20 protein-coding genes are annotated in these 23,091 nt (G+C 40.6%); 11 read left to right on the plus strand and 9 right to left on the minus strand.

Going from position 1 to position 23,091, the window contains the following annotated elements:
* Positions 1 to 739 precede the first annotated feature (739 nt).
* From H6G32_RS17400 to H6G32_RS17410, 3 genes are read left to right on the plus strand one after another with little or no spacing between them, the layout of a single operon-like run.
* Complete coding sequence (locus H6G32_RS17400; RefSeq protein ID WP_190460540.1) at positions 740 to 2,284, plus strand: FAD-dependent oxidoreductase; 1,545 nt, start codon at positions 740 to 742, stop codon at positions 2,282 to 2,284.
* Positions 2,285 to 2,320: 36 nt separating this feature from the next.
* Positions 2,321 to 3,025, plus strand: coding sequence for an actin-binding WH2 domain-containing protein (locus H6G32_RS17405; protein ID WP_190460542.1), 705 nt, complete (start codon positions 2,321 to 2,323; stop codon positions 3,023 to 3,025).
* A 38-nt stretch (positions 3,026 to 3,063) separates the two neighbouring features.
* Complete coding sequence (locus H6G32_RS17410) at positions 3,064 to 3,765, plus strand: actin-binding WH2 domain-containing protein (RefSeq protein WP_190460545.1); 702 nt, start codon at positions 3,064 to 3,066, stop codon at positions 3,763 to 3,765.
* A gap of 123 nt (positions 3,766 to 3,888) precedes the next feature.
* On the opposite strand, the gene H6G32_RS17415 is transcribed toward H6G32_RS17410, so the two are convergent.
* Both H6G32_RS17415 and H6G32_RS17420 read right to left on the minus strand, forming a co-directional pair.
* Positions 3,889 to 4,560: a ferric reductase-like transmembrane domain-containing protein gene (locus H6G32_RS17415; protein WP_190460547.1), complete on the minus strand. Its 672-nt coding sequence runs from the start codon at positions 4,558 to 4,560 to the stop codon at positions 3,889 to 3,891.
* Positions 4,561 to 4,624: 64 nt separating this feature from the next.
* Positions 4,625 to 5,566 (minus strand): putative 2-dehydropantoate 2-reductase, encoded by a 942-nt coding sequence (locus H6G32_RS17420; RefSeq protein WP_190460549.1) that lies wholly within the window; start codon positions 5,564 to 5,566, stop codon positions 4,625 to 4,627.
* Between the two features lie 122 nt (positions 5,567 to 5,688).
* Between H6G32_RS17420 and H6G32_RS17425 the strand changes: the two genes are divergently transcribed.
* Positions 5,689 to 6,090 carry a fasciclin domain-containing protein gene (locus tag H6G32_RS17425; RefSeq protein ID WP_190460551.1) on the plus strand — a complete coding sequence of 134 codons (402 nt, stop codon included), beginning with the start codon at positions 5,689 to 5,691 and terminating at the stop codon, positions 6,088 to 6,090.
* Positions 6,091 to 6,290: 200 nt separating this feature from the next.
* Complete coding sequence (locus H6G32_RS17430; RefSeq protein ID WP_190460553.1) at positions 6,291 to 6,671, plus strand: hypothetical protein; 381 nt, start codon at positions 6,291 to 6,293, stop codon at positions 6,669 to 6,671.
* Positions 6,672 to 6,863: 192 nt separating this feature from the next.
* Here the strand turns inward: H6G32_RS17430 and H6G32_RS17435 are convergent, their stop codons facing one another.
* Entirely contained in the window at positions 6,864 to 7,106 is a 243-nt protein-coding gene (locus tag H6G32_RS17435) for a hypothetical protein (protein WP_190460554.1), read from the minus strand.
* Positions 7,107 to 7,971: 865 nt separating this feature from the next.
* Complete coding sequence (locus tag H6G32_RS17440; protein WP_190460556.1) at positions 7,972 to 9,327, minus strand: UDP-N-acetylmuramoyl-tripeptide--D-alanyl-D-alanine ligase; 1,356 nt, start codon at positions 9,325 to 9,327, stop codon at positions 7,972 to 7,974.
* A 33-nt stretch (positions 9,328 to 9,360) separates the two neighbouring features.
* On the opposite strand from H6G32_RS17440, the gene H6G32_RS17445 reads away from it, so the two are divergent.
* Entirely contained in the window at positions 9,361 to 9,606 is a 246-nt protein-coding gene (locus H6G32_RS17445) for a hypothetical protein (RefSeq protein WP_190460558.1), read from the plus strand.
* A 237-nt stretch (positions 9,607 to 9,843) separates the two neighbouring features.
* Here the strand turns inward: H6G32_RS17445 and H6G32_RS17450 are convergent, their stop codons facing one another.
* On the minus strand, positions 9,844 to 9,981 hold the full coding sequence (locus tag H6G32_RS17450; protein ID WP_190460561.1) for a hypothetical protein: 138 nt from the start codon (positions 9,979 to 9,981) through the stop codon (positions 9,844 to 9,846).
* Positions 9,982 to 10,249: 268 nt separating this feature from the next.
* Between H6G32_RS17450 and H6G32_RS17455 the strand changes: the two genes are divergently transcribed.
* Entirely contained in the window at positions 10,250 to 10,774 is a 525-nt protein-coding gene (locus H6G32_RS17455; protein WP_190460563.1) for a GNAT family N-acetyltransferase, read from the plus strand.
* A gap of 53 nt (positions 10,775 to 10,827) precedes the next feature.
* On the opposite strand, the gene H6G32_RS17460 is transcribed toward H6G32_RS17455, so the two are convergent.
* Together H6G32_RS17460 and H6G32_RS17465 are read right to left on the minus strand one after the other, a co-directional pair.
* On the minus strand, positions 10,828 to 11,748 hold the full coding sequence (locus tag H6G32_RS17460; protein WP_190460565.1) for a histone deacetylase family protein: 921 nt from the start codon (positions 11,746 to 11,748) through the stop codon (positions 10,828 to 10,830).
* Positions 11,749 to 11,803: 55 nt separating this feature from the next.
* Positions 11,804 to 12,016, minus strand: a complete 213-nt coding sequence (locus H6G32_RS17465) for a hypothetical protein (protein WP_190460566.1) — start codon at positions 12,014 to 12,016, stop codon at positions 11,804 to 11,806.
* A gap of 818 nt (positions 12,017 to 12,834) precedes the next feature.
* On the opposite strand from H6G32_RS17465, the gene gyrA reads away from it, so the two are divergent.
* From gyrA to H6G32_RS17485, 4 genes are all read left to right on the plus strand, one after another.
* Positions 12,835 to 15,480 carry a DNA gyrase subunit A gene (gene gyrA / locus H6G32_RS17470; protein WP_190460568.1) on the plus strand — a complete coding sequence of 882 codons (2,646 nt, stop codon included), beginning with the start codon at positions 12,835 to 12,837 and terminating at the stop codon, positions 15,478 to 15,480.
* 506 nt (positions 15,481 to 15,986) lie between these two features.
* Entirely contained in the window at positions 15,987 to 17,558 is a 1,572-nt protein-coding gene (gene lnt / locus H6G32_RS17475) for an apolipoprotein N-acyltransferase (RefSeq protein ID WP_190460570.1), read from the plus strand.
* A 329-nt stretch (positions 17,559 to 17,887) separates the two neighbouring features.
* The gene (locus H6G32_RS17480) at positions 17,888 to 18,502 is read left to right on the plus strand and encodes a hypothetical protein (RefSeq protein WP_190460572.1); all 615 of its coding nucleotides are present in this window, start codon (positions 17,888 to 17,890) and stop codon (positions 18,500 to 18,502) included.
* Between the two features lie 225 nt (positions 18,503 to 18,727).
* Positions 18,728 to 19,618 carry a hypothetical protein gene (locus H6G32_RS17485; RefSeq protein ID WP_190460574.1) on the plus strand — a complete coding sequence of 297 codons (891 nt, stop codon included), beginning with the start codon at positions 18,728 to 18,730 and terminating at the stop codon, positions 19,616 to 19,618.
* Positions 19,619 to 19,691: 73 nt separating this feature from the next.
* On the opposite strand, the gene H6G32_RS17490 is transcribed toward H6G32_RS17485, so the two are convergent.
* Both H6G32_RS17490 and H6G32_RS17495 read right to left on the minus strand, forming a co-directional pair.
* Complete coding sequence (locus H6G32_RS17490) at positions 19,692 to 21,155, minus strand: hypothetical protein (protein ID WP_190460576.1); 1,464 nt, start codon at positions 21,153 to 21,155, stop codon at positions 19,692 to 19,694.
* A gap of 43 nt (positions 21,156 to 21,198) precedes the next feature.
* Positions 21,199 to 23,070 carry a hypothetical protein gene (locus H6G32_RS17495; RefSeq protein ID WP_190460578.1) on the minus strand — a complete coding sequence of 624 codons (1,872 nt, stop codon included), beginning with the start codon at positions 23,068 to 23,070 and terminating at the stop codon, positions 21,199 to 21,201.
* Positions 23,071 to 23,091 lie beyond the last annotated feature (21 nt).

The raw sequence follows: 23,091 nt of genomic DNA on the forward strand, positions 1-23,091 counted from the left end.
TTAGCATAATCTGATAGTTTCATATTTGTTGTTCTAAACCTTGACAACTATCTTAATACATTTATCTATATTTGGTAATGTCTGTCTATAAAATCAGAGAAGTTTACCAATACGAAAGCAGCGATTGCTTTGACGTTGCAACTTTGGAGACTTGCCTTCCATAAGCACCGTTTGTAGTTCGTATTCTTTAGCTTCGGGATATGGTTGCCAACAAAGTTGCCAGTAAGTTGAACTGAGTATTGTTATTTACTGGTTTATACTAGGTTTTTGATATTGATAAAAACTATGGTAGTCATAGAAATTTTTGTAAATTTAGGACTTTAAACTTAGTGGTTAACTTAAAGATGGGCTACGAAAAATTATCTATCTTCCGGGGGATGTTTTTTTGTACTTTATATAAATTTTAAAATTTGATCAGCCTTATAGTCTGCGGAGTTCACCCATCAGTGTAAAAAAATTTAAATAGTCTTCCATGAAAGCATTTTGGGCATTGCTGAATAGAAGTATGAAACTAAAAAATGGGGTATCTTAAAACTCTTACTCTCTGCGCATCTGCGACGCCAGTCGCTACAACTCTTGGAACCCCACGCCAGTTGCTTTAAGTCGGGAAAACCGCCCAACGCACTGGCTCCGCAACGCGCTGGCTCCTCTGCGTGAGGTAAATTGATTCGCCGATTCAGCAACGCCACATTTTGAATTGTTTAAGCCCACCTATTTAAGTCTGGTGAAATTAACTTTTATGTCCTTAACTGAAGAAATTCTTTCTCAACTACCAGGGGACGTGATGTTGTCTTTGCGGCAAAGCGATCGCATCTTAGCATCTCTGAGAGCAGACAACGCACCCATAGCCACGGTAATTCAAGAAAATACCCAACCTTTAGGACCTGTAGACTGGGATGTGATTGTCTGCGGTGGCACATTAGGAATTTTAATTGCTAGCGCCTTAGCAGTGCGGGGAGTGCGAGTAGCATTAATAGAGCGCTTAATTTTGCGGGGGAGAGCACAAGAGTGGAATATCTCCCGTCAAGAGCTAGAAGTCTTTAGGGAATTGAACTTGCTAACAGAACAGGAGTTAGAAAGTGCGATCGCCACCCAATATAACCCGGCAAGAGTCAGCTTTCAAGGTGGAACCCAAGTTTGGGTAGAAGACGTCCTCAACATCGGCATAGATCCAGTTTATCTACTAGCCACCTTGAAAACAAAATTTCTGCAAGCTGGGGGAAAACTATTTGAAAATACCCCCTTTACAGAAGCAGTAGTTCATCCCGATGGGGTGATGCTCAACAACCAATTCACCGCTAGATTGTTAATCGATGCCATGGGACATCTTTCTCCCATTAGCAAACAAGCACGTCTTGGTAAAAAACCAGATGCCCTCTGCTTGGTTGTAGGCAGTTGCGCTCAAGGTTTTCCGGAAAATCCCACAGGGGACTTGTTGTTATCATTCACATCCTTGCAGAATCAATGCCAATACTTTTGGGAAGCCTTCCCAGCCAGGGATGGTAGAACAACTTACTTATTTACCTACATGGATGCACATCCACAACGCTTGACTTTAGAAGCCCTGTTTGAAGAATATCTGCGCCTCTTACCAGAATATCAAGGTGTGGAATTGAGCCAACTTCAGTTTCAACGAGGGCTGTTTGGCTTCTTTCCCACCTATCGCCAAAGTCCCCTCAAAACCCCGTGGAATCGCATTCTCCCCGTCGGAGACAGCAGCGGTAGTCAATCACCCTTAAGTTTTGGGGGTTTTGGCGCTATGGTGCGTCACTTGCAGCGGTTAACATTAGGGATTGAAGAAGCACTGCAAACTGAGCAATTATCTGCCAAAGCCTTAGCAATGTTACAACCATATCAGCCAAGTTTGAGTGTAACTTGGTTATTTCAAAAAGCCATGAGTGTAGGTGTAAATCAAAATATTGCTCCCAATCAAATTAACCAACTGCTATCCGCCGTATTTCAGGAAATGCAACAGCTAGGTACACCAGTACTCAAGCCCTTTTTACAAGATATTGTCCAGTTTTCAGCACTAACGCAAACACTGTTAAAAACAGGTTTATCCCATCCGGCATTAGTTGCCAAGATTATTCCTCAAGTAGGTTTGGCAAATTTGTTGGATTGGCTAGTGCATTACGTAAATTTAAGTATTTATACCGCTTTATTTTCCTTGAGTCCAATGTTAGAAACATCGGTAAGGAATTTGCCAAGGGAACAACAATATTATTGGCATCGCTTGGTTGACGCCTGGAAATATGGTTCTGGTGCGGATTACGCTGATCAATGATTGACAAATGTTGAATATTATGTATGTGAGGATAGGATGATTGAACGGAAATCTCTTAGTATAAAATATTTTACAGTACTGCTGGGCTTACTGCGCGATCGCCAAACATTTCTCGAAGAAATTAGCCAAGGCGTAAGATTACCCAGTAAAATCATTTCTCTCTTAGTTTGCAGTTCCCTATTTATAGCCATGTATGGCGGCATCATTGGCGCATACCATAGCTGGATGCAAGCTTTATCTTCCGCCGTTAAACTACCAGCACTGTATTTAATCACATTGCTGATTTGCCTGCCAACATTGTTCTTTGCTAATATTATTTTTGGTTCTAAGCGCACTTTTGGGCAGCATTTTGCATTAGTGCTAACTGCCGTGTCAGTCACCAGCGTGCTGTTATTTAGCTTTGCGCCAATCACACTATTTTTCTTAATTACTACCAATAATTACCAATTTTTAATTTTATTAAATGTAATTATCTTTGCGTTAACTGGATTTATCGGCATCTCTTCCTTATATAATGCTACCAATTTGGTTTTAGAACAAGACAACGAAGGTAGCAAAACCCGCCAGAAAATTTTACAATTTTGGCTCTTTCTTTATGCTTTCGTAGGTAGTCAGCTAGGATGGACTCTCAGGCCTTTTTTTGGCACACCTGATTCTGTATTTCAACTGTTTCGCGAAAGAGAAGGGAATTTCTATCTAAGCGTTTTTCAATCCCTTGGCTATCTCATGGGATTTCGCTAATTAGCCAGTTGTAGAAAAAAATCATCTCCAATATAAATATGTTAGAAAAACCAGCTTACAAAATTCAACAATTTGGCGTTTTACTTAATTTACTGCGAGATCGTCAGAATTTTTTAGAAGAAATTCGTCAGAATGTGAGATTACAAAGTAAAATCAGTTCTCTATTCGTTACCAGTTCCATCTTTTTTGGCATTTATGGCGCAATTATCGGTGCATCTCACAGTTTTGCCCAGGCATTATCTGGGGCTATTAAACTCCCAGCATTCTACTTATTAACCCTGATAATTTGCTTTCCCACACTGTTCTTTTTTAACGTTTTATTTGGTTCCCGCAGCAGTATTCAACAGCATTTTGTTGTTTTACTCACAGCAGTATCAGTGATTAGCGTGCTGTTATTCAGCTTGGCACCAGTCACCCTGTTCTTTATGATCACAGCCCCCGATTCTTATCAATTTTTTAAATTATTAAATGTCTTAATTTTTGGCATTACTGGCATCTTTGGTGTTAAGTTCCTTTATGAAGGAATGCAGTTACTTTCACAACTAGATGAAGTGGGCAAAAAAACCCGCACCACTATTTTAAGATCCTGGCTATTTCTTTATGCCTTTGTTGGGATGCAATTAGGATGGTTTCTCAGACCATTTTTCGGCGCCCCAGGCTCTCAATTTGAACTATTTCGAGCGGTAAAAGGTAATTTTTATCTTGACATTCTACAGGCAATGTCTGAAATTTTTGGTTGACGTTAGTCTCAGATGATTTGATATTGTATGGACTTGCACTAGCAAGTCCTCACCATAGTCTGACTGGCTATAACCTTGAAATCCCAGGCTTTCAAGCCTTCAAACTATTAACAGATGTATACATCATATCTTTGCTGGATTAGCTGCCAAAAATAAAATAATCGGTAAGCAAATGAGGCAACCTACTGCAACCAAAGCTGAATGCTGCCAGTTTTTGTTGGGAAAATTTTGCCGCAATCCAAAAAATTCTACAGCCGCAAAAATCATCAACCCTAAATAAGTGATAAAAGGTGGTGGCAATATCATCCCGTGATAGTGTAAAGTCACAAACGTAACGTGAGTCAACACTAAAGGTAGCACCAACCAAACCAGGGAATGCAATTTTTGCCAATTCTGCCCTAGTAGCCTTTGGCTCCAACGGTTGGAAGTTACAAGCAGCAGCACAAAGACAATTAGCGATAAAAAACCTGGGAGAATCTCTCGATAGGTTAGTTGAGTAAAAAAACTGATCTCAGAACTGAAATATTTTTGGATACTGAGCGCTGCATGAATTACAAACCAAACCCCGGAAGCAATTCCTAATTCGCGGCGGATACGAGCCAAAGCCCTGAGTTTTCGGCTTTTGGACAAACGCTCAAAGCGGAGTAAATTGTTAGGTAGCAAAGTCACTAAGAGAAATACGCTACCGACTAAACTGCTGCTTCCTGCTCCATTAAAATTAACCAGATATGTGAGACCAATAATCAGAATCCCCACAATCCAATTAATAGCTAGCACCACTGTCTGACTACTCATGGCTTACATACCTATATCAGAACTTTAGAAACCTTTTAAAAGGTATACTCTCACGATTACTTTATCAAGTAAAGGTTATTTTGGCTGCCAAAAACTTTAACTGCTGGTATACACAGTTAATCTGCGGTAAATTCGCACCCGCTGCTTGGGCTTTCCGTAATGGGTTGCCAAAAATAGCTTCTACTTCTAAGGCACGGCCTTCGTCGTAATCAATCTTCATGCTAGTGCGGTAAGGCTTCATCTTCACAGTGTAATCAAGCATTGTTTGAATAAAGCTATCGGGAATGATGCGCCCGGTACTTTTCGCCCCATCTGCAACTTCATACATTAACTGTTCAACTAACTGACGAGTGTAGATATCTGCCATTAATTCGTCTGTTGTGGCGTTGAGAATTACAGACAGCCCGTTGTAGGGGATATTCCACACCAGTTTTTTCCACCGTCCCAACAGTAAATCTTCAACTAATTCTATCGGGATATTAGCGCTGTTAAAGTCTTCGGCAATTTGCCGCATTTTTTCTGTAGTTCCAGCGGGATGATAGTTAGAGTTATATTCGCCCAGAGTCATATGTCCATAGTCTAGGTGGCGGATATGCCCTGGCCCCACTTTATTGGAACACAAAAAGCATAACCCACCAATAACGCTGACGCCGCTAACAATTTGGGCAACTTCCTCTTCTACACCCAGTCCATTCTGCAATACCAACACCACCCCATTTTCTTTAATAACGGGTGGTAATATCTGTGGGAGCAAATGGTTTTGCGTTGTTTTCAGTGCCACCACTACCACATCACACCTTGGCATTTTTTCTACATTACAGTAGGCGTGGACTTGGGGTAGAGTAAAGTCACCGTCTTTAGACTCGACGACTAAACCGTTTTGCTTGACTTCAAGGTAATCACTCTTGAGCAAAAAGTGGACTTCTAAACCAGCTTTTTGGAGTCTGGCACCATAAAACCCGCCTAATGCACCAGTTCCCAGGATTGCATAAGTGCGCTTGGACATTTCAGTTATCAAGGAATTTTCCTAAGTACATCATAAGGCGATATTACAATAGCCATTGGATTAATAAAAGTTAAAACTGTTGAGTATCCTTTAAAATCTTTGGCAGAGATTAGGTGAAATCAATGGCTGATATTGTTGATATTGCAGTTGGTGCTGATTCCTTCAAAACTTTGGTGGCGGCGGTCGTTGCTGCTGGTTTAGTGGAGACATTAAAAAGTCCTGGCCCCTTCACTGTGTTTGCGCCAACTGATGATGCTTTTGCCAAGTTACCACCAGGAACCATACAAACCCTGTTGCAGAACATTCCCCAGTTAACCCGAATTTTAACCTATCATGTTGTTCCAGGTAAGCTTTTGCAGGCTGATTTGGCAAAACTTGGTACGGTTAAATCTGTGGAAGGTTCACCCATTAAAATTGATTGCGCTGATGGTTTTGAAGTCAAAAATGCCACTGTTTTAGCAGCAGATATTGCAGCTGATAATGGTGTTATTCACGTTATCGATACTGTGATTTTGATGGGTTAATTTTGCTATGGTGGGGAATGCCCACCATATTTGCTCTAAATATTGAGGATGGACTATTAGTAGCTGTAAAACAAAGCAAATTTATTAAATTTATGTTAAATTCTCAATGTGAGTACTCACTATATATGTTACTGTTAGTTCAGTTAGATAAAAAAATATTTAATTTAAAATAATTAAGTAATCATTATCCCCATAAATTGATGTTCGACTTTCACACCTTAGCTGAGTTTTCCCGCAACAACTGCATAGGTATCTGTGCATTCCTAGTGCCAGCAAACATACTTGGCACATTGATGACGATTATCCTCGCAGTATTACGCCGCCCAACACATCAAATATGGCAAGCTGCTGGAATTGCTAGTATTTTCGCGTTTGTGATGATCATGCACGTCTACACTTGGTTCGTCATTGGTGTAGTCATGCCTCCCACTTATATCTTGTTATCCCTAGCAGTCAGTTGTTTATTGACTAATTTGGGCATAATTCTGTTTTGCAGAGTTTCGCCGCAATTAGTTTACCTTCGTGAGGTAGGGTTATTTGAGCGATTACCCATTATCAACAATTGGTTGTCTGAGAAATAATGCAAACGCAATGAGGCAGAAAGTTTTTTTCAAACTTTTTTTCTCAACAGGTAAATCCATAGATCAACTGAGTCAGACTTACCTGAGATAACTCAGGAAAAATCACCAAAAAGACCGGAAGAGTAATTAGATTACTCTCCCGATTGATTAAATAAGCTATTAGCTAACTGCTAATAATTTTTATTTTTTAGACTAATACCAATGGCCATGCTTGCTGTGATGAGAGCCATGTCCGTAGTGGGAGCCATGTCTGGAGTGGGAGTGGTCATAGCCATGTCCGGAGTGAGAGCCATACCCGAACTTGGATGCACTGTAAGAATGGCCTCCCACTACGTTTTGTATTTCCTGTGCAGCTAGTTCATTGAGAAAGCTTTCGGAATCGTGCAACAGATCATAACCAGCAGGACGCAATTCAGAAATTGTGATGTTAGCCATAAATTTTTCTCCTTTTTTCAAGCAGGCATTGTTTAACAAAAAAGTGAGATTAGACTGGCTTTTGTCTAAGCTTAGTTCTGATCATTTCAAAATTCATTGGGTAAATCAAGCCTTTAAGCTTGATGGTTTAGACATAATTAACAGAGTTGGGTCTGGCTAGATTTTTTAGATTAGTAATTAAGTTAACAATACATCGATGAATTTTTCAAAAAATACTGATTCAGTATTTTTTCCTGTCAGCAAAAGGTTAGGGTTTAAGTAGAGCAACGTAAATAATTAAAGGTTTGTAGTCAGCGGCTCTCAGCCATACTTTGTAAAGAGAAAGGGGGCATAGATGCGCTTACTGCGTAGCGTCTCCTATCGCCGGTTCGCGGAGCTTGCCGTAGGCTCTAGCCATGGCGTTGGCGCAGCTAAAGGCTATACGCGTAGCGCGACTCTTCGGAGATAGAGATGGCTAAGAGCCACTCACTACGAGCTAATTTCAACTTTTTTTACTTTACTTAATATAGTTTGGTTTCTTTTTGCATACTTAGTTATGTAGTAGGGTGCTAATAAAAACTCATACCAATTTTTTAAAAAAAGAATGTGACAGATAGAAGCCCGGAAATCTTATCAAATCAGGCTTTCTTAATTTTTAATTGGGATTAGGTGGCTATGATATGACGATATTTACTAAAAAATTATCCGCCATGAAGGTTATTTCCTAAGTGAGGAGTGGCAGACGTAATTATGATAATAATGTCTTATAAAATGGCTAATATAGCGTTTTTGCTTGGATGAAACACGGGTTAAAAGCAGAACAATTTTTCTTAGGAATGTAGAGACATTGTCTGCAACATCTCTACAATTTCCCCTCTTTTTGAGTTCAACTGGGTAATTCTGCACGCAACTGATTGACAACCCGATCCAATCCTACGGAATGGGCAGCTTTGAATAGCAGACGATCGCCTGCTTGCACAAATGTTTTTAACCTAGCCAGCAAATCGGCATGAGTGACAAAGCACTCTGATGGCACACCCACGGCACTTTTAGCGATCGCTTCTGCGTCTTTACCGTCAACCAAAACCAACAACCCATCTAACTTTAGCTTTCGCACCGTTTCCCCCACTCGTTGGTGCAACTGGGGCGATCGCTCTCCCAATTCCTTCATCGCACCCAATACCGCAATCTTCCGCTTTCCTGGCGTATCTGCCAACAAATGCAACGCCGCTAGCATGGCTTCTGGTGCAGCATTATAAGTTTCATCTAAGATCAGCACATCATTAGCCAAGGCAAACCGCTGCGATCGCCCAGTGGGCATATTCACTATCACACCAGCTTGCAGCCATGACCAATCAATCTCTAGTACCTGGGCCACTGCTAAGGCTGCTAAAAAATTAGTGGCGTTGTGACGACCAGGTAAAGGTAAAGGTATAGACATACCAGCAACTTCCACTGTTTGGTTATTGATTAACACCCCTTGGATATCGCCACCATCTAAGCCGTAAGTCAAAACTTTTCCTTTCCAGAATTTTGCCGCTGTGGCCATTAATAAAGGATGATCGTGATTGAGAATTGCCACACTATCATTCGTCATCGAGGCTAATAACTCACATTTAGCTTCGGCGATCGCTTCTTCAGAACCCAGTAACTCAATATGGGCCGTCCCCACATTAGTAATCACGCCAATTGTCGGACGGGCTATTTGTGTCAGTTCAGCAATTTGTCCCCTACCCCGCATCGCCATCTCAATTACAGCAAAGTCATGTTCTGCACCGAGTTCTAGGAGAGTTTTTGGGACACCGATTTCGTTATTGAAATTCCCATAAGTTTTGTGAACTCGTCCCCTGGTTGCCAGAACGGCGGCGATTAGTTCTTTAGTAGTGGTTTTGCCTACAGAACCCGTTACCCCAATTACTGGGATCTGGAAGCGATCGCGCCACCAGTTAGCAATTTGCTGATATGCCTGAAGAGTGTCTTTCACCCGCAATACGGGAAATCCCGGATTGTCGTATTCAAAATCAACAATTGCTACCAAGGCTCCTTTGGCGATCGCCGTGGGGATAAACTCGTGCCCATCAAACTTTTCACCTCGTAAAGCCACAAACACCTCCCCCGGTTTCAATATTCGGGTGTCTGTTTGGATACCGCTACTCCATTGTGCTAAAGCAGATGCAGATAAGTTTATAGGCTGGGCTAAAAGAACTTCAACCAGTTGGGATAGAGTTGCAAAACCTGACATACTAATAAAATTTATTCTCAAGGATAGAATATTTTGCTCCAAGAATCAAAAACCGGATACCTGCTACGGTGGCAACATTCCTTGCATCCGATGATTTTTGGCAAAGCTCAAGTGGCTAATATTGTTACATACAATCACACCAAAAGTAGTGCCAAAGAAGCTCAACTCCTTTGGCACAATTTTTTTCAGGGCTATTTACTCAAATTTTCGCTAAATTTTATTAACGGCAATGGGGATAACTTGTGGGAGCATTATCAGCCGATTATCTACAGTTTCTGACTAATCTGACTTGCAGGATTTCTATGGAAATGGCACTAGAAATACTCAAAGCCTGTATAAACTAACTTGTGTTGTTCCTAGATGTCTGTCTCAATAGCGGTACAGTTACCTGTATTCTGACTTTCAGGCAGTCCTGCAACGCCGTGAGACTTTCATCTTTTGGTATTGCCAGGATTTATTAGCAGCAAACATCTACACTTAATGAGTTTGGTAATAAATACACCACCAAGTCTGAATTTAGTGTTCTCCTGTCTTTTCAATTGTTTCAATGACTATCAAACCTATAGCAGAAGCTGCAATTAGCAGTGTTCCGGAAATTAGATAGGCATTGACAAGCATCTGTAGGGCATCGTTGGAGAAAATATAGGTGGTCATTTGCTTCACCTTCTGAACTTTGTGCTGCTAGTAATCTTTAATTCTCTACACCCAGATAGGTGAACTTTTCTGAGAAACTGCTAGCACTAACATCTTAACAAAACTTAAGCACTTTCAGCACACTGCTTAAATTTTTTCTGGCTGAAGATTTGATGAATTTAACTGGCATGATTGTTAAAAATCTACTTAATACAGCAATTGATCACACAAAAATACGCATAAATACTTGGTATAATGGTAAATCAAGAAACATCGAATTTAAAAATCTATGGAGCTATTATCCTGGCAAATATCCACAAATCGGCTATTGTTGCAGCCTATATCGCTGAAATACAAAGAAGTTATTTTTAGAGAATTTACTGAGGAAATTACTAAATATTTATATGCTCGTCCTCCTGAAGTAATTTCGGAAACAGAATTATTTATTCATGAATCTTTGCTAGAGATGCAAAAAGGGGAAAAGCTCACAGTTGTAATTCTTCAGAAAGATTCCCAAGAATTTTTAGGATGTAGTGGAATCCGCGATCTTCAGAGTAAACAGCCAAAAACTGGGATTTGGCTGAAAAAATCAGCACATGGTAAGGGTTATGGGTTAGAAACGATTACGTCCCTTAAGGAATGGGCTGACAATAATTTAGATTATGAGTATCTAATTTATCCTGTGGATCGGGAAAATATCCTCAGTAGGAAAATTCCCGAAAGCCTTGGTGGTGTAATTTGCAACGAATATGAGGAGACAAATTTGAGTGGTAAAATCTTAAATATCCTAGAGTATCGGATTGCTAAAAAATGATCATTTTCCGATTATTTGCTCTTTCCAGGTTCTACCTGGAAAGGCATAAATCGCTAAACCAAACAGTGTTCAATGGTGGCAATAACTGATTGAGAAAGTGTTGAGAAATCGTAGCCGCCCTCTAAACCAAAGAGAATTTTTCGAGTAAGCCCTAGACAATATTGTGTAAATAGACCATAGTCTTCAGGCTGCAAATTGATACTTGCTAAAGGATCTGCGGCATTGGCATCATAACCGGCACTGACAATCAGTAAATCAGCTTCAAATTGCGCTAAAAAGGGCACAACCTTCTTTTCAAACAGTGGTTGATATAGGGCAACATCACTACCAGGAGGTACGGGTAAATTTAACAGGTTATGATGCAAACCTTGTTCAGAAGCTTTACCAGTACCGGGATAGCAAGGGTATTGATGTAGAGAACAATAAGCAATTTGTGGGTGAGTTTCGACAATCGCTTGGGTGCCATTGCCGTGATGCACATCCCAGTCTAGGATAGCGACGCGGTTAATTCCGGGTTGTTCCAAGGCGTAGAAAGCGGCGATCGCTGCATTGGAAAATAAGCAAAAACCCATTCCTGCATCGCTTTCTGCATGATGTCCCGGTGGACGCGCCAGCACAAAAGCCGGATTTGCCGTTGCTAGCACTGCATCAACTCCATCTAACCAAGCACTTACCGCCAACAATGCTACATCATAACTCCGAGGGGAAACTGGCGTATCTCCATCTAGATAACCACCACCACTAGAGGCGATCGCTTTAACTTTACTGATGTAAGCTGGAGTATGAACTTTTGCCAACAGAGGCAATAACGTTGGTCTTTCAGCTGCTGGAGTAGGTGTAAGCCATTCAATTTCTTCGGCAAAGGTAGATGCTTTCAGTCCGTTGACAATCGCCGTTAAGCGTTCTGGTTTTTCTGGATGGTAGGTTCCCGTCTTGTGCTCCAAAAACTCCTGGGAATAAATGACTGGCAGCATAGGATAAAAAAGATGATCAGCAGAATACTGAATGCAATTTTAACCTGACTACTCTTTAGCTGAAACCGATCATTTCATCGATTGGTTGTTCCAGCATTTCTGGAACTAAAGCTTGATTCCCCCGACGTTCTTCGGGTGATTGTTCTCGAATGACATCATCCATTTTTGGCGGATGTTTGATTTTGTCAAGTACCTCCGGGCTTAATTGGGATGAGTCATCTTCTGGATTTGTCTTTTCAGCTTGATTGGGAACTGTTTTTTTATTCATCAATATTTCCCTGAATGCATAGTCCCAGCTTAAAAGATTGTGTTGTCGGGCAAACACTATCTTGGGGCATAAACACCACGATCAATTTTTATAACATCAATAGTGCAATAAGTGCCACACAATTTTGTATTTTAGATTGACCCCAGCAATCAAGTCAAAGAATTTTGGATTTTGGATTTGTTTAACCAAGAAATTTGGGGGCTTATAACCCTTTTTAAATTTTGGATTTTCAATCTTCAATTCCCTTATCCAAAATTTAAAATTTAAAATTCAGTCAGTTGGATAGTTATGACGAATTTAAAATATCTATGCCATTAAATCCTTTTAATAGGTCTATCTCGGAGTGAGCTTGATTAACCAAAACTGGATAGACAATATAACCAAGTTAATCGATAAATTATTCAGGGAGTTATCATTTTTATTACTTAGAATAATTTAGCCAAATTAAGGTTTTTTCTAAAAAATTATCTATCATATTTTATATATATTAAGCCGTTTTTATCGGATTTTAATAATTTCAATATTAGAGATTTTACATGATTAAAAGAATTATATTTAACTAGAAAACATGATTTTTGATGGATAAATTTTTAGGAATGAAAATGGCACAAATAATACATCAATATTTATAATGATTATCGGTGATAGAATATTTGGGTTTTCAGGCGCTTTTGCTAACTCTTATCTGCCCGCAAAAAACGGTAGTATATGTTAAAATTGTAGCTAAATATGGCAACTATTCAAGATTAATTTGACATAATTTTGTATTTTGTCAACTAGAAAGGCTAAAATCTACGATTTTTGGAGTTTTTTAGGCTATGACAACCTCACAGGAGAGGATTATCCCGACAGATTTGCGGAACGAAATGTCCCGCTCATATCTGGAATACGCCATGAGCGTGATTGTCGGTCGGGCGTTGCCAGATGCCAGGGATGGCCTCAAACCTGTGCATCGCCGCATCCTCTACGCCATGCATGAGCTAGGTCTGCTGCATGATCGCCCCTTTAGAAAATGTGCCCGTGTCGTGGGGGAAGTGCTGGGTAAGTATCACCCCCACGGCGACACGGCTGTGTATGATGCCTTGGTGCGGATGGCGCAGGATTTTTCCATGCGATCGCCTTTAATTAACGGTCACGGTAACTTCGGTTCTGTAGACAACGACCCCCCGGCGGCAATGCGATACACAGAATGTCGCTTGCAAGGACTTACCAGCGCCGCCCTACTGCAAGATATCGAATCAGAAACAGTAGACTTTGCCGATAACTTCGACGGTTCCCAACAAGAACCCACAGTCCTACCATCCAGAATCCCCCAATTACTGCTAAATGGTTCCTCTGGAATTGCCGTCGGGATGGCAACCAACATCCCCCCCCACAATTTAGGCGAATTGATTGATGGTTTAGTGGCATTGATTCACAACCCAGAAATCACTTCTCTAGAATTAATGCAGTACATCCACGGGCCAGACTTCCCCACCGGGGCGCTGGTTTTGGGAACAGGGGCGATTAAAGAAGCTTACACCACCGGGCGCGGTTCCATCACCATGCGCGGCGTCGCTAACATTGAAACCATTGAACAGCGGGGGCGTCCGGAAAAAGAAGCAATTATCATCACCGAATTGCCCTACCAAACCAACAAAGCGGCACTAATTGAAAAAATTGCCGAGTTGGTGAATGATAAACGCATCGATGGCATCTCCGATCTCCGGGATGAAAGCGATCGCGATGGGATGCGAATAGTCATCGAACTCAAGCGCGATGCCTATCCCCGCGTCGTCCTCAACAACCTCTACAAGCAAACTCCACTCCAAGCCAACTTTGGGGCGAATATGCTGGCCTTGGTGAATGGCGAACCCCAAATCCTCGCCCTGAAAGAGTTTTTATCGGTCTTCCTCGATTTTCGCATTGAAACCATTAACAGACGCACCCGTTACCAACTACGAAAAGCGGAAGAACGGGATCATCTTTTACAAGGTTTATTAATTGCCCTGTCCCATTTAGATGCAATTATTATCTTGATTCGCCATGCCCCCGATGCACCCACAGCCAAAGGTGAGTTAATCACAAATTACGGACTTTCGGAAGTGCAAGCAGATGCAATTTTGCAAATGCAACTGCGACGGTTAACAGCCCTAGAAGCCGATAAAATTCGTTTAGAACACGAAGAATTACAAACCCAGATCGCCGACTTAAAGGATATCTTGGACAGACGGGAGCGGGTGCTAGAAATCATTGAAACCGAAGTCTCGATCATCAAAACTAGCTTCTCCACACCCCGCCGCACAATCATTACCCACGCCGAAGGAGAGATTGATGAACGTGATTTGATAGCCAATGAAAAAGCTTTAATTCTGCTGACAGAACATGGTTACATCAAACGGATGCCCGTTAGCACCTTTGAAGCTCAAAGCCGTGCTACCAGAGGCAAAGCTGGGGCTAAAGTTAAAGATGATGACAACATCGAGCATTTCTTAACTTGCTGTGATCACGATAGCGTTTTATTTTTTAGCGATCGCGGCGTCGTCTACTGCCTCAAAGCTTATCAAATTCCCCTCGGTTCCCGCACCAGTCGCGGTACACCGATTGTGCAAATGCTACCCATTCCCAAAGAAGAAAAAATCACCTCTATTGTCCCCGTTGACGAGTTTACCAGCGAAGAATACCTAGTCATGCTCACCAAAGGCGGCAATATCAAAAAAACCGCATTGGAAGCCTTTAGCCACATTCGCGCCAACGGCTTAATTGCCATTTCCTTAGAAGAAGGCGACCAACTGCGCTGGGTACGCCGCGCTAGAGTTGAAGATAGCGTCATCGTTGGTTCCCGTCATGGGATGGCGATTCACTTCCGCTGCAACCACGAACAATTACGCCCCCTCGGTAGGGCTACTCGTGGAGTAAAATCCATGAAACTGAAAAAAGGCGACGAACTGGTGGGGATGGATATCCTACCAGCAGCAGTTCTCGACACCTTGAACACGACAGAAGAAGAATTGGTGGGAACCCTGGATACCTTGAATCCAGAGACAGAAGCGGAAGTCGAAGATATTGTGGAAACCGAAGTGGAAACCGAAGAAGCAGAAGCACCAAGCAATGGGAATGTTGGCCCTTGGGTGTTAGTGATTACCGTTGGTGGATATGGCAAACGTGTGCCAGTTGCCCAATTCCGATTGCAAAAACGCGCCGGACAGGGTTTAATGGCTACCAAATTCAAAAACCGCAAAACCAAAGACCAACTAGCAACCCTGCGGATAGTCAACAACGACGAAGAGATCATGATGGTCACAAGTCGCGGTATTATCATTCGGCAAGCCGTGAATGCGATTTCCACACAATCGCGATCGGCCACAGGAGTGCGAGTGCAGCGCCTAGACGAAGATGATGCACTAACCGCAGTGGCAATAGTCCCCCCCGATACTGGTGATACAGGCGAATTGGAAGAAGTGGAGTCAGTAACCCAGCCCTAAAGGGACTGGGCTTGCAAGAGTAATCAAGCAAGCCGTATTGACCAGACCACCCTGAGCGTAGTCAAAGGGTAGCCGTTATTTGAGTCACGACACCGGAGAATGCGTAGCCCCTTCGGGGTTCAGCAGTCGCTCATGGGGGAAACCCCCAAGACCGCGCTGCTTCACTAGTTAAGAGCTCTGTCGCTTGCGATTAAACAGTTCTAAGGTCACTGGGACAGTGTTGCAAGCCTAACAAGCTCTTATAACAGGTCGTTCGCGAAGCGTCTCCCCTTGGGAGATAGCTAACATTACCCCAGAAATGGGAGGCTCTTTGGAGCAAAACATTATGCGTACAGAGTTGGAAAATTTGAATCGGTAATTGTCCCGTTGAAAGTACATCACAAAAGTACCCCGAATTTCCCAACTCCAAGGCGGTAATGAAAAAATATTCAAGGCGGTTAAAACCGCACGAGTCGTTTCCCTCTCAGGTCTCAAGACACTGAGTTTCCCACTTACCGCGATGTCTTATGAAGGAAAAAGTAAAAAGTAAAAAGGTAAAAGAAAAAAGCCCACAATTATCTTTTTACCTTTTACTTTCCCTCGCTAGCGGCGTATTCATGGGGCTAACCGTCGCCCCCATCGGCGCCTGGTTCCTCGCTTGGATAGCCCTAGCCCCCCTCTGGGTGTTGGTTGTGAAATCTGCACCCAGCAAAAAAAAACCTATCGCCTTCGCCTTAGCTTGGGCTATCGGCTATCACGGCATCGCCCTATCTTGGATAACCGGCATTCATCCCATGGATTGGTTAGGCGTTCCCTGGCTTCCAAGTTTATTAATCACCCTCTTCTGTTGGGCATTCATCAGCCTCTGGGGAGGGTTATTAGTATCCCTTTGGGCAGCTTGTCTGGTGCGCCTAGACAAGCAAAAACCGTGGTTACGCATACTTATAGGCACAGCCTTTTGGTGCGCCTTAGAGAGCCTTTGGAGTTCAGGAGCCTTGTGGTGGAGTACTCTCGCTTACACCCAGTCACCGCAAAACCTCCTAATTTTACATCTTGGTCAACTCTCCGGAACCAGCACCATTACAGCAATAATAGTCGCCGTCAACGGACTAATCGCCGAAGCGTGGCTCAACAAAAACTCCTCCGCGTCCTCTGCGCCTCTGCGGTTCATTAATCCATATTTAACCACAGCCACAACATTATTAATTACCTCTCATCTCATAGGTTTTCTCTTATATATTCATCCCATCGCCCAACCACCAGAAACAGCCTTAAAAATAGGAATTATTCAAGGCAATATTCCCAACATCATTAAACTGCGTCCTGAAGGATATCGTCGTGCTATCGAAGGTTACACCAATGGATATATAACTTTAGCAGAACAAGGTGTAAATGGAGTTCTCACCCCAGAAGGAGCTTTACCTTTTTTTCAGCATCAATTAAGCACAAGTTCTTTAGTTGCAGCAGTGCGACAAAAAGGTGTAGTTGCTTGGATTGGTGCATTTGGCCAACGGGGAAGCAGTTATACAAATAGCTTATTTACTATTGCTGCAAACGGTAAAATTGTCAGCCGTTATGATAAATCTAAATTAGTACCTTTAGGGGAATATATTCCCTTTGAAGAAGTTATCGGTGGCATTATTTCCCGGTTGTCACCACTAGATGAGCATCAAGTTCCTGGTGCAGCAAATCAAGTTTTTGATACTCCTTTTGGACGAGCAATTGTTGGTATTTGTTATGAATCAGCTTTTCCTGAACAATTCCGCCGTCAAGCTGCGGTAGGTGGGCAATTTATCCTCAGTTCTTCTAATGATGCCCATTACACACCAGCGATGTCAGCCCAACACCATGCCCAGGATATCATGCGGGCTATTGAAACCGATAGATGGGCAGTGCGGGCTACAAATACCGGATATTCAGCTTTTGTTGATCCTCATGGTAGAACATTGTGGCGATCGCAATATAACACTTATGAAACCCATGCTGAAATTATTTATCGCCGGCAAACACAAACTCTATATGTGGGTTGGGGTGATTGGTTGACACCTTTGTTGTTGGGGTTGGCTGTTTTGGGGTGGTTTGTGGTGAAGGATGATTAGGTTTTACTTGCTTTCTGCTGAAGGAAAGAATATTTATTTAACGAACCGCAAAGGACGCAAAGGACACAAAGGAAGAAAGGAAGAAAGGAAGAGTATAAAAGGATAGACTCGAAGCGGCTTTTTGTCAGATATTGTGTTGGATATTCTATGTGATTGCTCAATATACTTCATTTGCACGGTGTATAATATAGCGGCGCTCCTTGAGGAAATAATTTTATGAAACGCTATGGATTTAAACAGTTAATTCACGATAAAAAACAGGATAATTTCACATTCTAATAAACAGTTGAAAAGAAAATTTTATCTCTAATCAATTTAGGTACAAAAAAATGGCTTACAGTGATTTCAGTCTTGCTAAAGTTAAAAAGGATTTCGGCTTAACACTCGATGAAAGTCGAAATTTATTTGCTGAGATCAAACCAGTCTTACCGTCAGAAACTTTAAAAACTCTGCTGATAGATTACATACCGTTAGCTACTTCTATTTCTACTGAAAAAGCACGGTCAGAGTTTTTAATTGCTCCCATTTTAGCAGAAGTGAGACGATTATTAAATAACCAAATTTCCCTTTTCTCTGGTAATGAATTTAATGTTGATGCTAAAAGAGGTTTACAAGGATTTTGCGATTACATTATTAGTGGTTCTAGAGAGCAACTTTTTATCACTGCTCCGGTAACGATAATCTTTGAAGCTAAGAAGGAAGATATTATTGGTGGTCTTGGTCAATGTGTAGCGGCGATGGTTGCGGCTCAGTGCTTTAATCAAAATCAAGGTAATGAGGTGCAACGTGTTTATGGTTCGGTGACTACGGGAACGAACTGGAAGTTTTTATTTTTGGAAGGAAGTACTGTTTATATTGATGAAATTGAATATTACATCAAAGAGGTTGAACGGATTTTAGGGATTTTATTACAACCTTTCCAACCTGTGTTAACTGCTGTTTAAGATAGAAATTAGCAAAAGAAAATTCACCAAGCTCCATACCTTTGTTATCTGGCAAAAGTTCTGGCTTTTCGGCAAAAAATTGTCCCTATGTCACTAGTTTTGATAAACTCGAAAAAGTCGAAACTTAAGTTCCGTTGAAAGAGGCAGCATCTGGCGTAGGACTTTTAGTCGCCAGGGCTTTTCTATTTGTTAAGCGTTAAATTTTAAGTTAGGGATAAGGAAAAAATGAAACGATTATTTACGGGAATTATTGTCGCTGCTAGCTTGCTTTTCGCTCAAAGTTGTACGTCGAATATTAAATCTGCTGAAAAACAGGTTTCCCAAGACGATATGCATCAAGGAAATCATCAACAAAATGCAAGGAGTGAACATCAAGGACACTCAATGGCAGAGATGAATCAGGGAGAAAAATCTCAAGTCACTACCCAGGCTAAATTGACTGCCGCCAAAAATCTTAGTCCAAATCAGCCTATTCCTTTAGTGATTGATATTCAAGATTCTGCGGGAAAATCTGTCACAAAGTTTGACACTTTCCAAGAGAAGTTAATGCATTTAATTGTTGTTAGAGATGACCTTATATCTTTCGAGCACATTCACCCTGAATATAAAGGTAATGGTCGCTTTGAAGTAAATTCAAGCTTTCCTACTGCTGGTAATTATACCCTAATTAGTGATTATAAACCAGCAGGTAATAAAGAATCAGTTTCATTAATGAAACTCATAATTCCTGGCTCAACACCACTTCCTAAAGATTTGGCAAAGTTTGAAAAGACTAAAACTTTATCTAGTACTAAAGTAAATTTCACCTCTTCTGAAAAAACTATCAAGGCTGGTAAGCAAGTTACTTTACAGTTTGATTTAAAAGAGGCTAGTAACAATCAGCCCATTAAAGATTTACAGCCATATCTAGGTGAAAAAGGACATTTAGTCATTATCAAAAGTTCGTCTCCATTAACAGAATCTGATTATATCCATGCTCATGCTCTTAAAAATACCCCAGAGGGACAGGTGAAGTTTATGACGAGCTTTCCTCAAGCGGGAACATATAAAGTTTGGATGCAATTTAATCGTGATAGTAAAATTAACACGGCTGATTTTTGGATAAATGTGTCATAACTCTTAAGGGTATTTGGGGGATTTGTTGTCTTCCTTCCTTAGGGTGTTGGGGGTATCCCATAGACAGATACTTTCACCAAAAACCCTTTGCTCCGCTGCCTTGCAGAATATCAGGGTTTTCTATACTCCTTTTCCTGATTTGTTGAGAAGCCAGAAGTGCGATCGCTAAATATTTTATTTTCTTAATTACTGTGGATAAATTAATTGCTTCCTTTCCCTTCACGCTTTGCAAAAATTTAATTGGTTCCCTTAATGAAAACCAAGGAAAGCCATCAGATGCTATCAATTTAATGTTATGAAGCCCATAACATAATTTTAATCCTTGATAACCAGCATTCCATCTATATATTTGTTCAATCCAGGCTTTTTTTGGTGGCTGATCCATTGTCATATCGGTAATACTGGGAGTTCTATTTGTAGAAACCACATCCATAAATATGTCACCGATAAAGCCTGAGTGCATGGCTAATATTGTGAGATGTACATCTTCAATTCTTGTCCCCGGATACATTTCAGCAATCACCGCTAACAAGCTAATCATCACATTTGTTCGAGCAACAATACCTCCTCCAGCATTCCACTTATAGCCCCTGAATTTACCATGCATAATTTCTATAAACCATTGGATAGGAGGTATCTCTTGTCTAAAGTTAGGCAATAAAATTTCCAGATCGTCTAGCATAGTTTTTTGGTAAACAGCCAATCTAGTTCTTGTACCAAGAATATCTATTTCTGGTTTATTTTGTAGTTCAGTGACTATTAACATTAATCCATTAGAATCTAGCTCGATAGCAGGATAATTTTGCTCTACTAGAAACTGTGATTCAGCATCAAAAGCTACCAAAATTTCCGGAGGTATCCATCCTTTATCTATACTTTCTAAAAGCAATGAACTATAAATATCTCCCAACATTCTAATTTTACCTGCTGAATATATCCCTTCTTGTTGATGGATAATAAATATTCTATGACTACATTGTTGAAAATCAATATTTCTTAAGTAATATGGTTCACCTTCACACCTCAAAGTGTCAAATATTTTAGCCGGCACATTGTTAGCAACTTTTTCTCCAGTATATAGATGAATAACTTGGACATCTGGAAGAAAACTCAACCGATCAATAACAGTCTGACATTCAAAACCATTATTCAAACCGATGACTATATCAGCCATCAAACCTATTTCAGATACTTGTTTAATTATTTTGGGTATAGTGTAGGGTAAATATTTTTCAGATCCTGAGGACACAGACACAACTCCTAATATTCTTGTTTTGTCAAGAGTATTATTAGTTTTATCCTTAATCCAAGCTTTGTAAGCTAAAACAGTATCAACATCTGCTTTCAAAGTTATATCTTGTTTTTTTCTGTAATCCAAGGTTTTGATGATTTTTTGAAAATTAAAACCTTCTAAGATCGTACCTGGCAAGAAATTATTAAAAGCCATGCTAGTCTTTCCCTTAAGTGATAAACTATTTCTCATTTTCGGGTGCTTACTTCTTACACCAATTTTTTGATGTCTGTGCTTTGCAACCATTCCTGGGTGCGCCGCATTCCTTCTGTGTAGCTTTCTTTATATTTTAATCTTTAGCTATATTTGCCTTCAGAGAAGCAAAATGTTTACCACCTAGTTCAATTTTTTGCTCTAGGCATCCAGCCTTCAACCTTTGAACTAGATATTCCCCATCAGAGGCGATAAAATTTGTTCCATGATCTGGTTCTACCAAACTAATTAAATTCATATTGCTAATCTGTTGATTTGCCAAGTTAGAAATGCCTAAAAAATTGAGTACTCCTGATTCATAGGTTCCACAAGGTACAGAAGGATTATCGACTCCAGCGTAGTATTCATTCGGCTGAAACCAATCAAATGCCGGATAGCCGTGAAAGTGAACAATTGGCGCACCATCTTTAATTAATTCTGGTGTATACAAAGCAGCTGCCAAACTAATGGCAAGCATGACATAGATATCATAAGAAGGTTTGATATCTACCATTTGCTGCCCAACCCCTGCGGGTAATTGGAGATATAACTTTTCTTTCAAACCAATGCGGATGACATCATTCTCAAGACGCAAGTCCGTTTTATTAGAACCTGAACGAGCACTAACTAACCAAATATCGGGGATTTGCTTAAATACATATTCTCCAGCAATTATGGTTTTAATATAACGTCTACTTTGTTTATTTTGACGGAGTTCATTACTACTAAATCCCTCAACAGATAAAAGATTTTCCCACTCATTAGCAGTTATTTGTGTTGCACCTACATACTGTGGAGGTTCTGCATAAGCAACAAAACCATAAGAGACACCCGTCCGGCCGTTAACAATGACATTGACAATATCTCTGTGGGACTGTCTTTTAATAACCTCAGAAAGCTTAAACCCAGGTGGAAATAAACCTGTTATAGCCAGTTCTTGACCCAATTTAACCAATTTTGCAGCATAATTAGATTCATGCGGATTATACTCTCCTACTTCAAATCGGTTTAGTAAAAGTGGAGCAATGGGGACAAATATTTTAGGAATCAGTGATTTTAAGACAAAATTTTCTATTTGATCTTTAGCAAAAATAGAATCAGAAAGATTCATATTTAAAATGGAAATTTTTTCAGATGATACCCCAATGACAATTTCGGAAAATGTTCTAACTAGGGTATTGATGCCAATATTTATTTTATCTTGATAGGGTATTAGAGGATTGACAAATTTTTGATCTATTTCAGTAATTATGATTACTTGAGTATTGGTAGGGTCTTCAACATATTTTGCTGCATGATCTTCAGCCCAAGAACTAAGTTTAGCAATTTTTACAACGGACATATCGCGATTTTGTAGCTGCCTGCGATAATATAGGTTATACAATTTTTCAGCTATCAATATTCCCAAATTATCTAGCAAAGACTTAGGTCTTTCTATATCGATAACTGCATCAATTTCTGCTCTAATACCCCTCATTTTTAAGCTTTGATTCCAGTTAATTACTGGAAGTTTAATCTTATAGCAAAATTCAGTTGTTGCTTCCTCCCAAGAGAGAATTTTTACCCCATAGCTTTTTAGCTTATTTACCAATTCTTGTCGAAATTCTATAATGGCTTCATTCTGATAATTAGGGGGTAAAGGTCTAAAGGTAACACTGAGGTTTTGAGCCATAACTTTAGGATTAATAATTGGTGGCTGATACCCCGCAGGTGATTCTCCAATAAATCCGCTAATTAACCGTCCAATAGTTTGCAGGCTTAATCCCTGAATTAGTGGGACAGATGTAGATTTAGTGCTGATATCTACTTCCTGAAGCAGTGCCAAAAGCTCTGCTTTACGGGTAGCTAATTCTGCCTCTATTTCTGGTGTAATTACCCCTTTAGGAGAACGAACATTTAGTTTGCCATTATCTACCCACAATTTAACGCCCTGTTGATTAAGCTTGGCTAAAAGTTCAGATGCGTTCATATTTTTGAAATATCCTAATGT

The sequence above is a fragment of the Cylindrospermum sp. FACHB-282 genome, from assembly GCF_014697195.1.
Classification (GTDB): domain Bacteria; phylum Cyanobacteriota; class Cyanobacteriia; order Cyanobacteriales; family Nostocaceae; genus Cylindrospermum.

Bases quoted from the DNA above. Each gene is read 5' to 3' on its own strand.
- H6G32_RS17400 (WP_190460540.1), top strand. From the start codon at position 740: ATGTCCTTAACTGAAGAAATTCTTTCTCAACTACCAGGGGACGTGATG.
- H6G32_RS17405 (WP_190460542.1), top strand. From the start codon at position 2,321: ATGATTGAACGGAAATCTCTTAGTATAAAATATTTTACAGTACTGCTG.
- H6G32_RS17410 (WP_190460545.1), top strand. From the start codon at position 3,064: ATGTTAGAAAAACCAGCTTACAAAATTCAACAATTTGGCGTTTTACTT.
- H6G32_RS17415 (WP_190460547.1), bottom strand. From the start codon at position 4,560: ATGAGTAGTCAGACAGTGGTGCTAGCTATTAATTGGATTGTGGGGATT.
- H6G32_RS17420 (WP_190460549.1), bottom strand. From the start codon at position 5,566: ATGTCCAAGCGCACTTATGCAATCCTGGGAACTGGTGCATTAGGCGGG.
- H6G32_RS17425 (WP_190460551.1), top strand. From the start codon at position 5,689: ATGGCTGATATTGTTGATATTGCAGTTGGTGCTGATTCCTTCAAAACT.
- H6G32_RS17430 (WP_190460553.1), top strand. From the start codon at position 6,291: ATGTTCGACTTTCACACCTTAGCTGAGTTTTCCCGCAACAACTGCATA.
- H6G32_RS17435 (WP_190460554.1), bottom strand. From the start codon at position 7,106: ATGGCTAACATCACAATTTCTGAATTGCGTCCTGCTGGTTATGATCTG.
- H6G32_RS17440 (WP_190460556.1), bottom strand. From the start codon at position 9,327: ATGTCAGGTTTTGCAACTCTATCCCAACTGGTTGAAGTTCTTTTAGCC.
- H6G32_RS17450 (WP_190460561.1), bottom strand. From the start codon at position 9,981: ATGACCACCTATATTTTCTCCAACGATGCCCTACAGATGCTTGTCAAT.
- H6G32_RS17455 (WP_190460563.1), top strand. From the start codon at position 10,250: ATGGAGCTATTATCCTGGCAAATATCCACAAATCGGCTATTGTTGCAG.
- H6G32_RS17460 (WP_190460565.1), bottom strand. From the start codon at position 11,748: ATGCTGCCAGTCATTTATTCCCAGGAGTTTTTGGAGCACAAGACGGGA.
- H6G32_RS17465 (WP_190460566.1), bottom strand. From the start codon at position 12,016: ATGAATAAAAAAACAGTTCCCAATCAAGCTGAAAAGACAAATCCAGAA.
- gyrA (WP_190460568.1), top strand. From the start codon at position 12,835: ATGACAACCTCACAGGAGAGGATTATCCCGACAGATTTGCGGAACGAA.
- lnt (WP_190460570.1), top strand. From the start codon at position 15,987: ATGAAGGAAAAAGTAAAAAGTAAAAAGGTAAAAGAAAAAAGCCCACAA.
- H6G32_RS17480 (WP_190460572.1), top strand. From the start codon at position 17,888: ATGGCTTACAGTGATTTCAGTCTTGCTAAAGTTAAAAAGGATTTCGGC.
- H6G32_RS17485 (WP_190460574.1), top strand. From the start codon at position 18,728: ATGAAACGATTATTTACGGGAATTATTGTCGCTGCTAGCTTGCTTTTC.
- H6G32_RS17490 (WP_190460576.1), bottom strand. From the start codon at position 21,155: ATGGTTGCAAAGCACAGACATCAAAAAATTGGTGTAAGAAGTAAGCAC.
- H6G32_RS17495 (WP_190460578.1), bottom strand. From the start codon at position 23,070: ATGAACGCATCTGAACTTTTAGCCAAGCTTAATCAACAGGGCGTTAAA.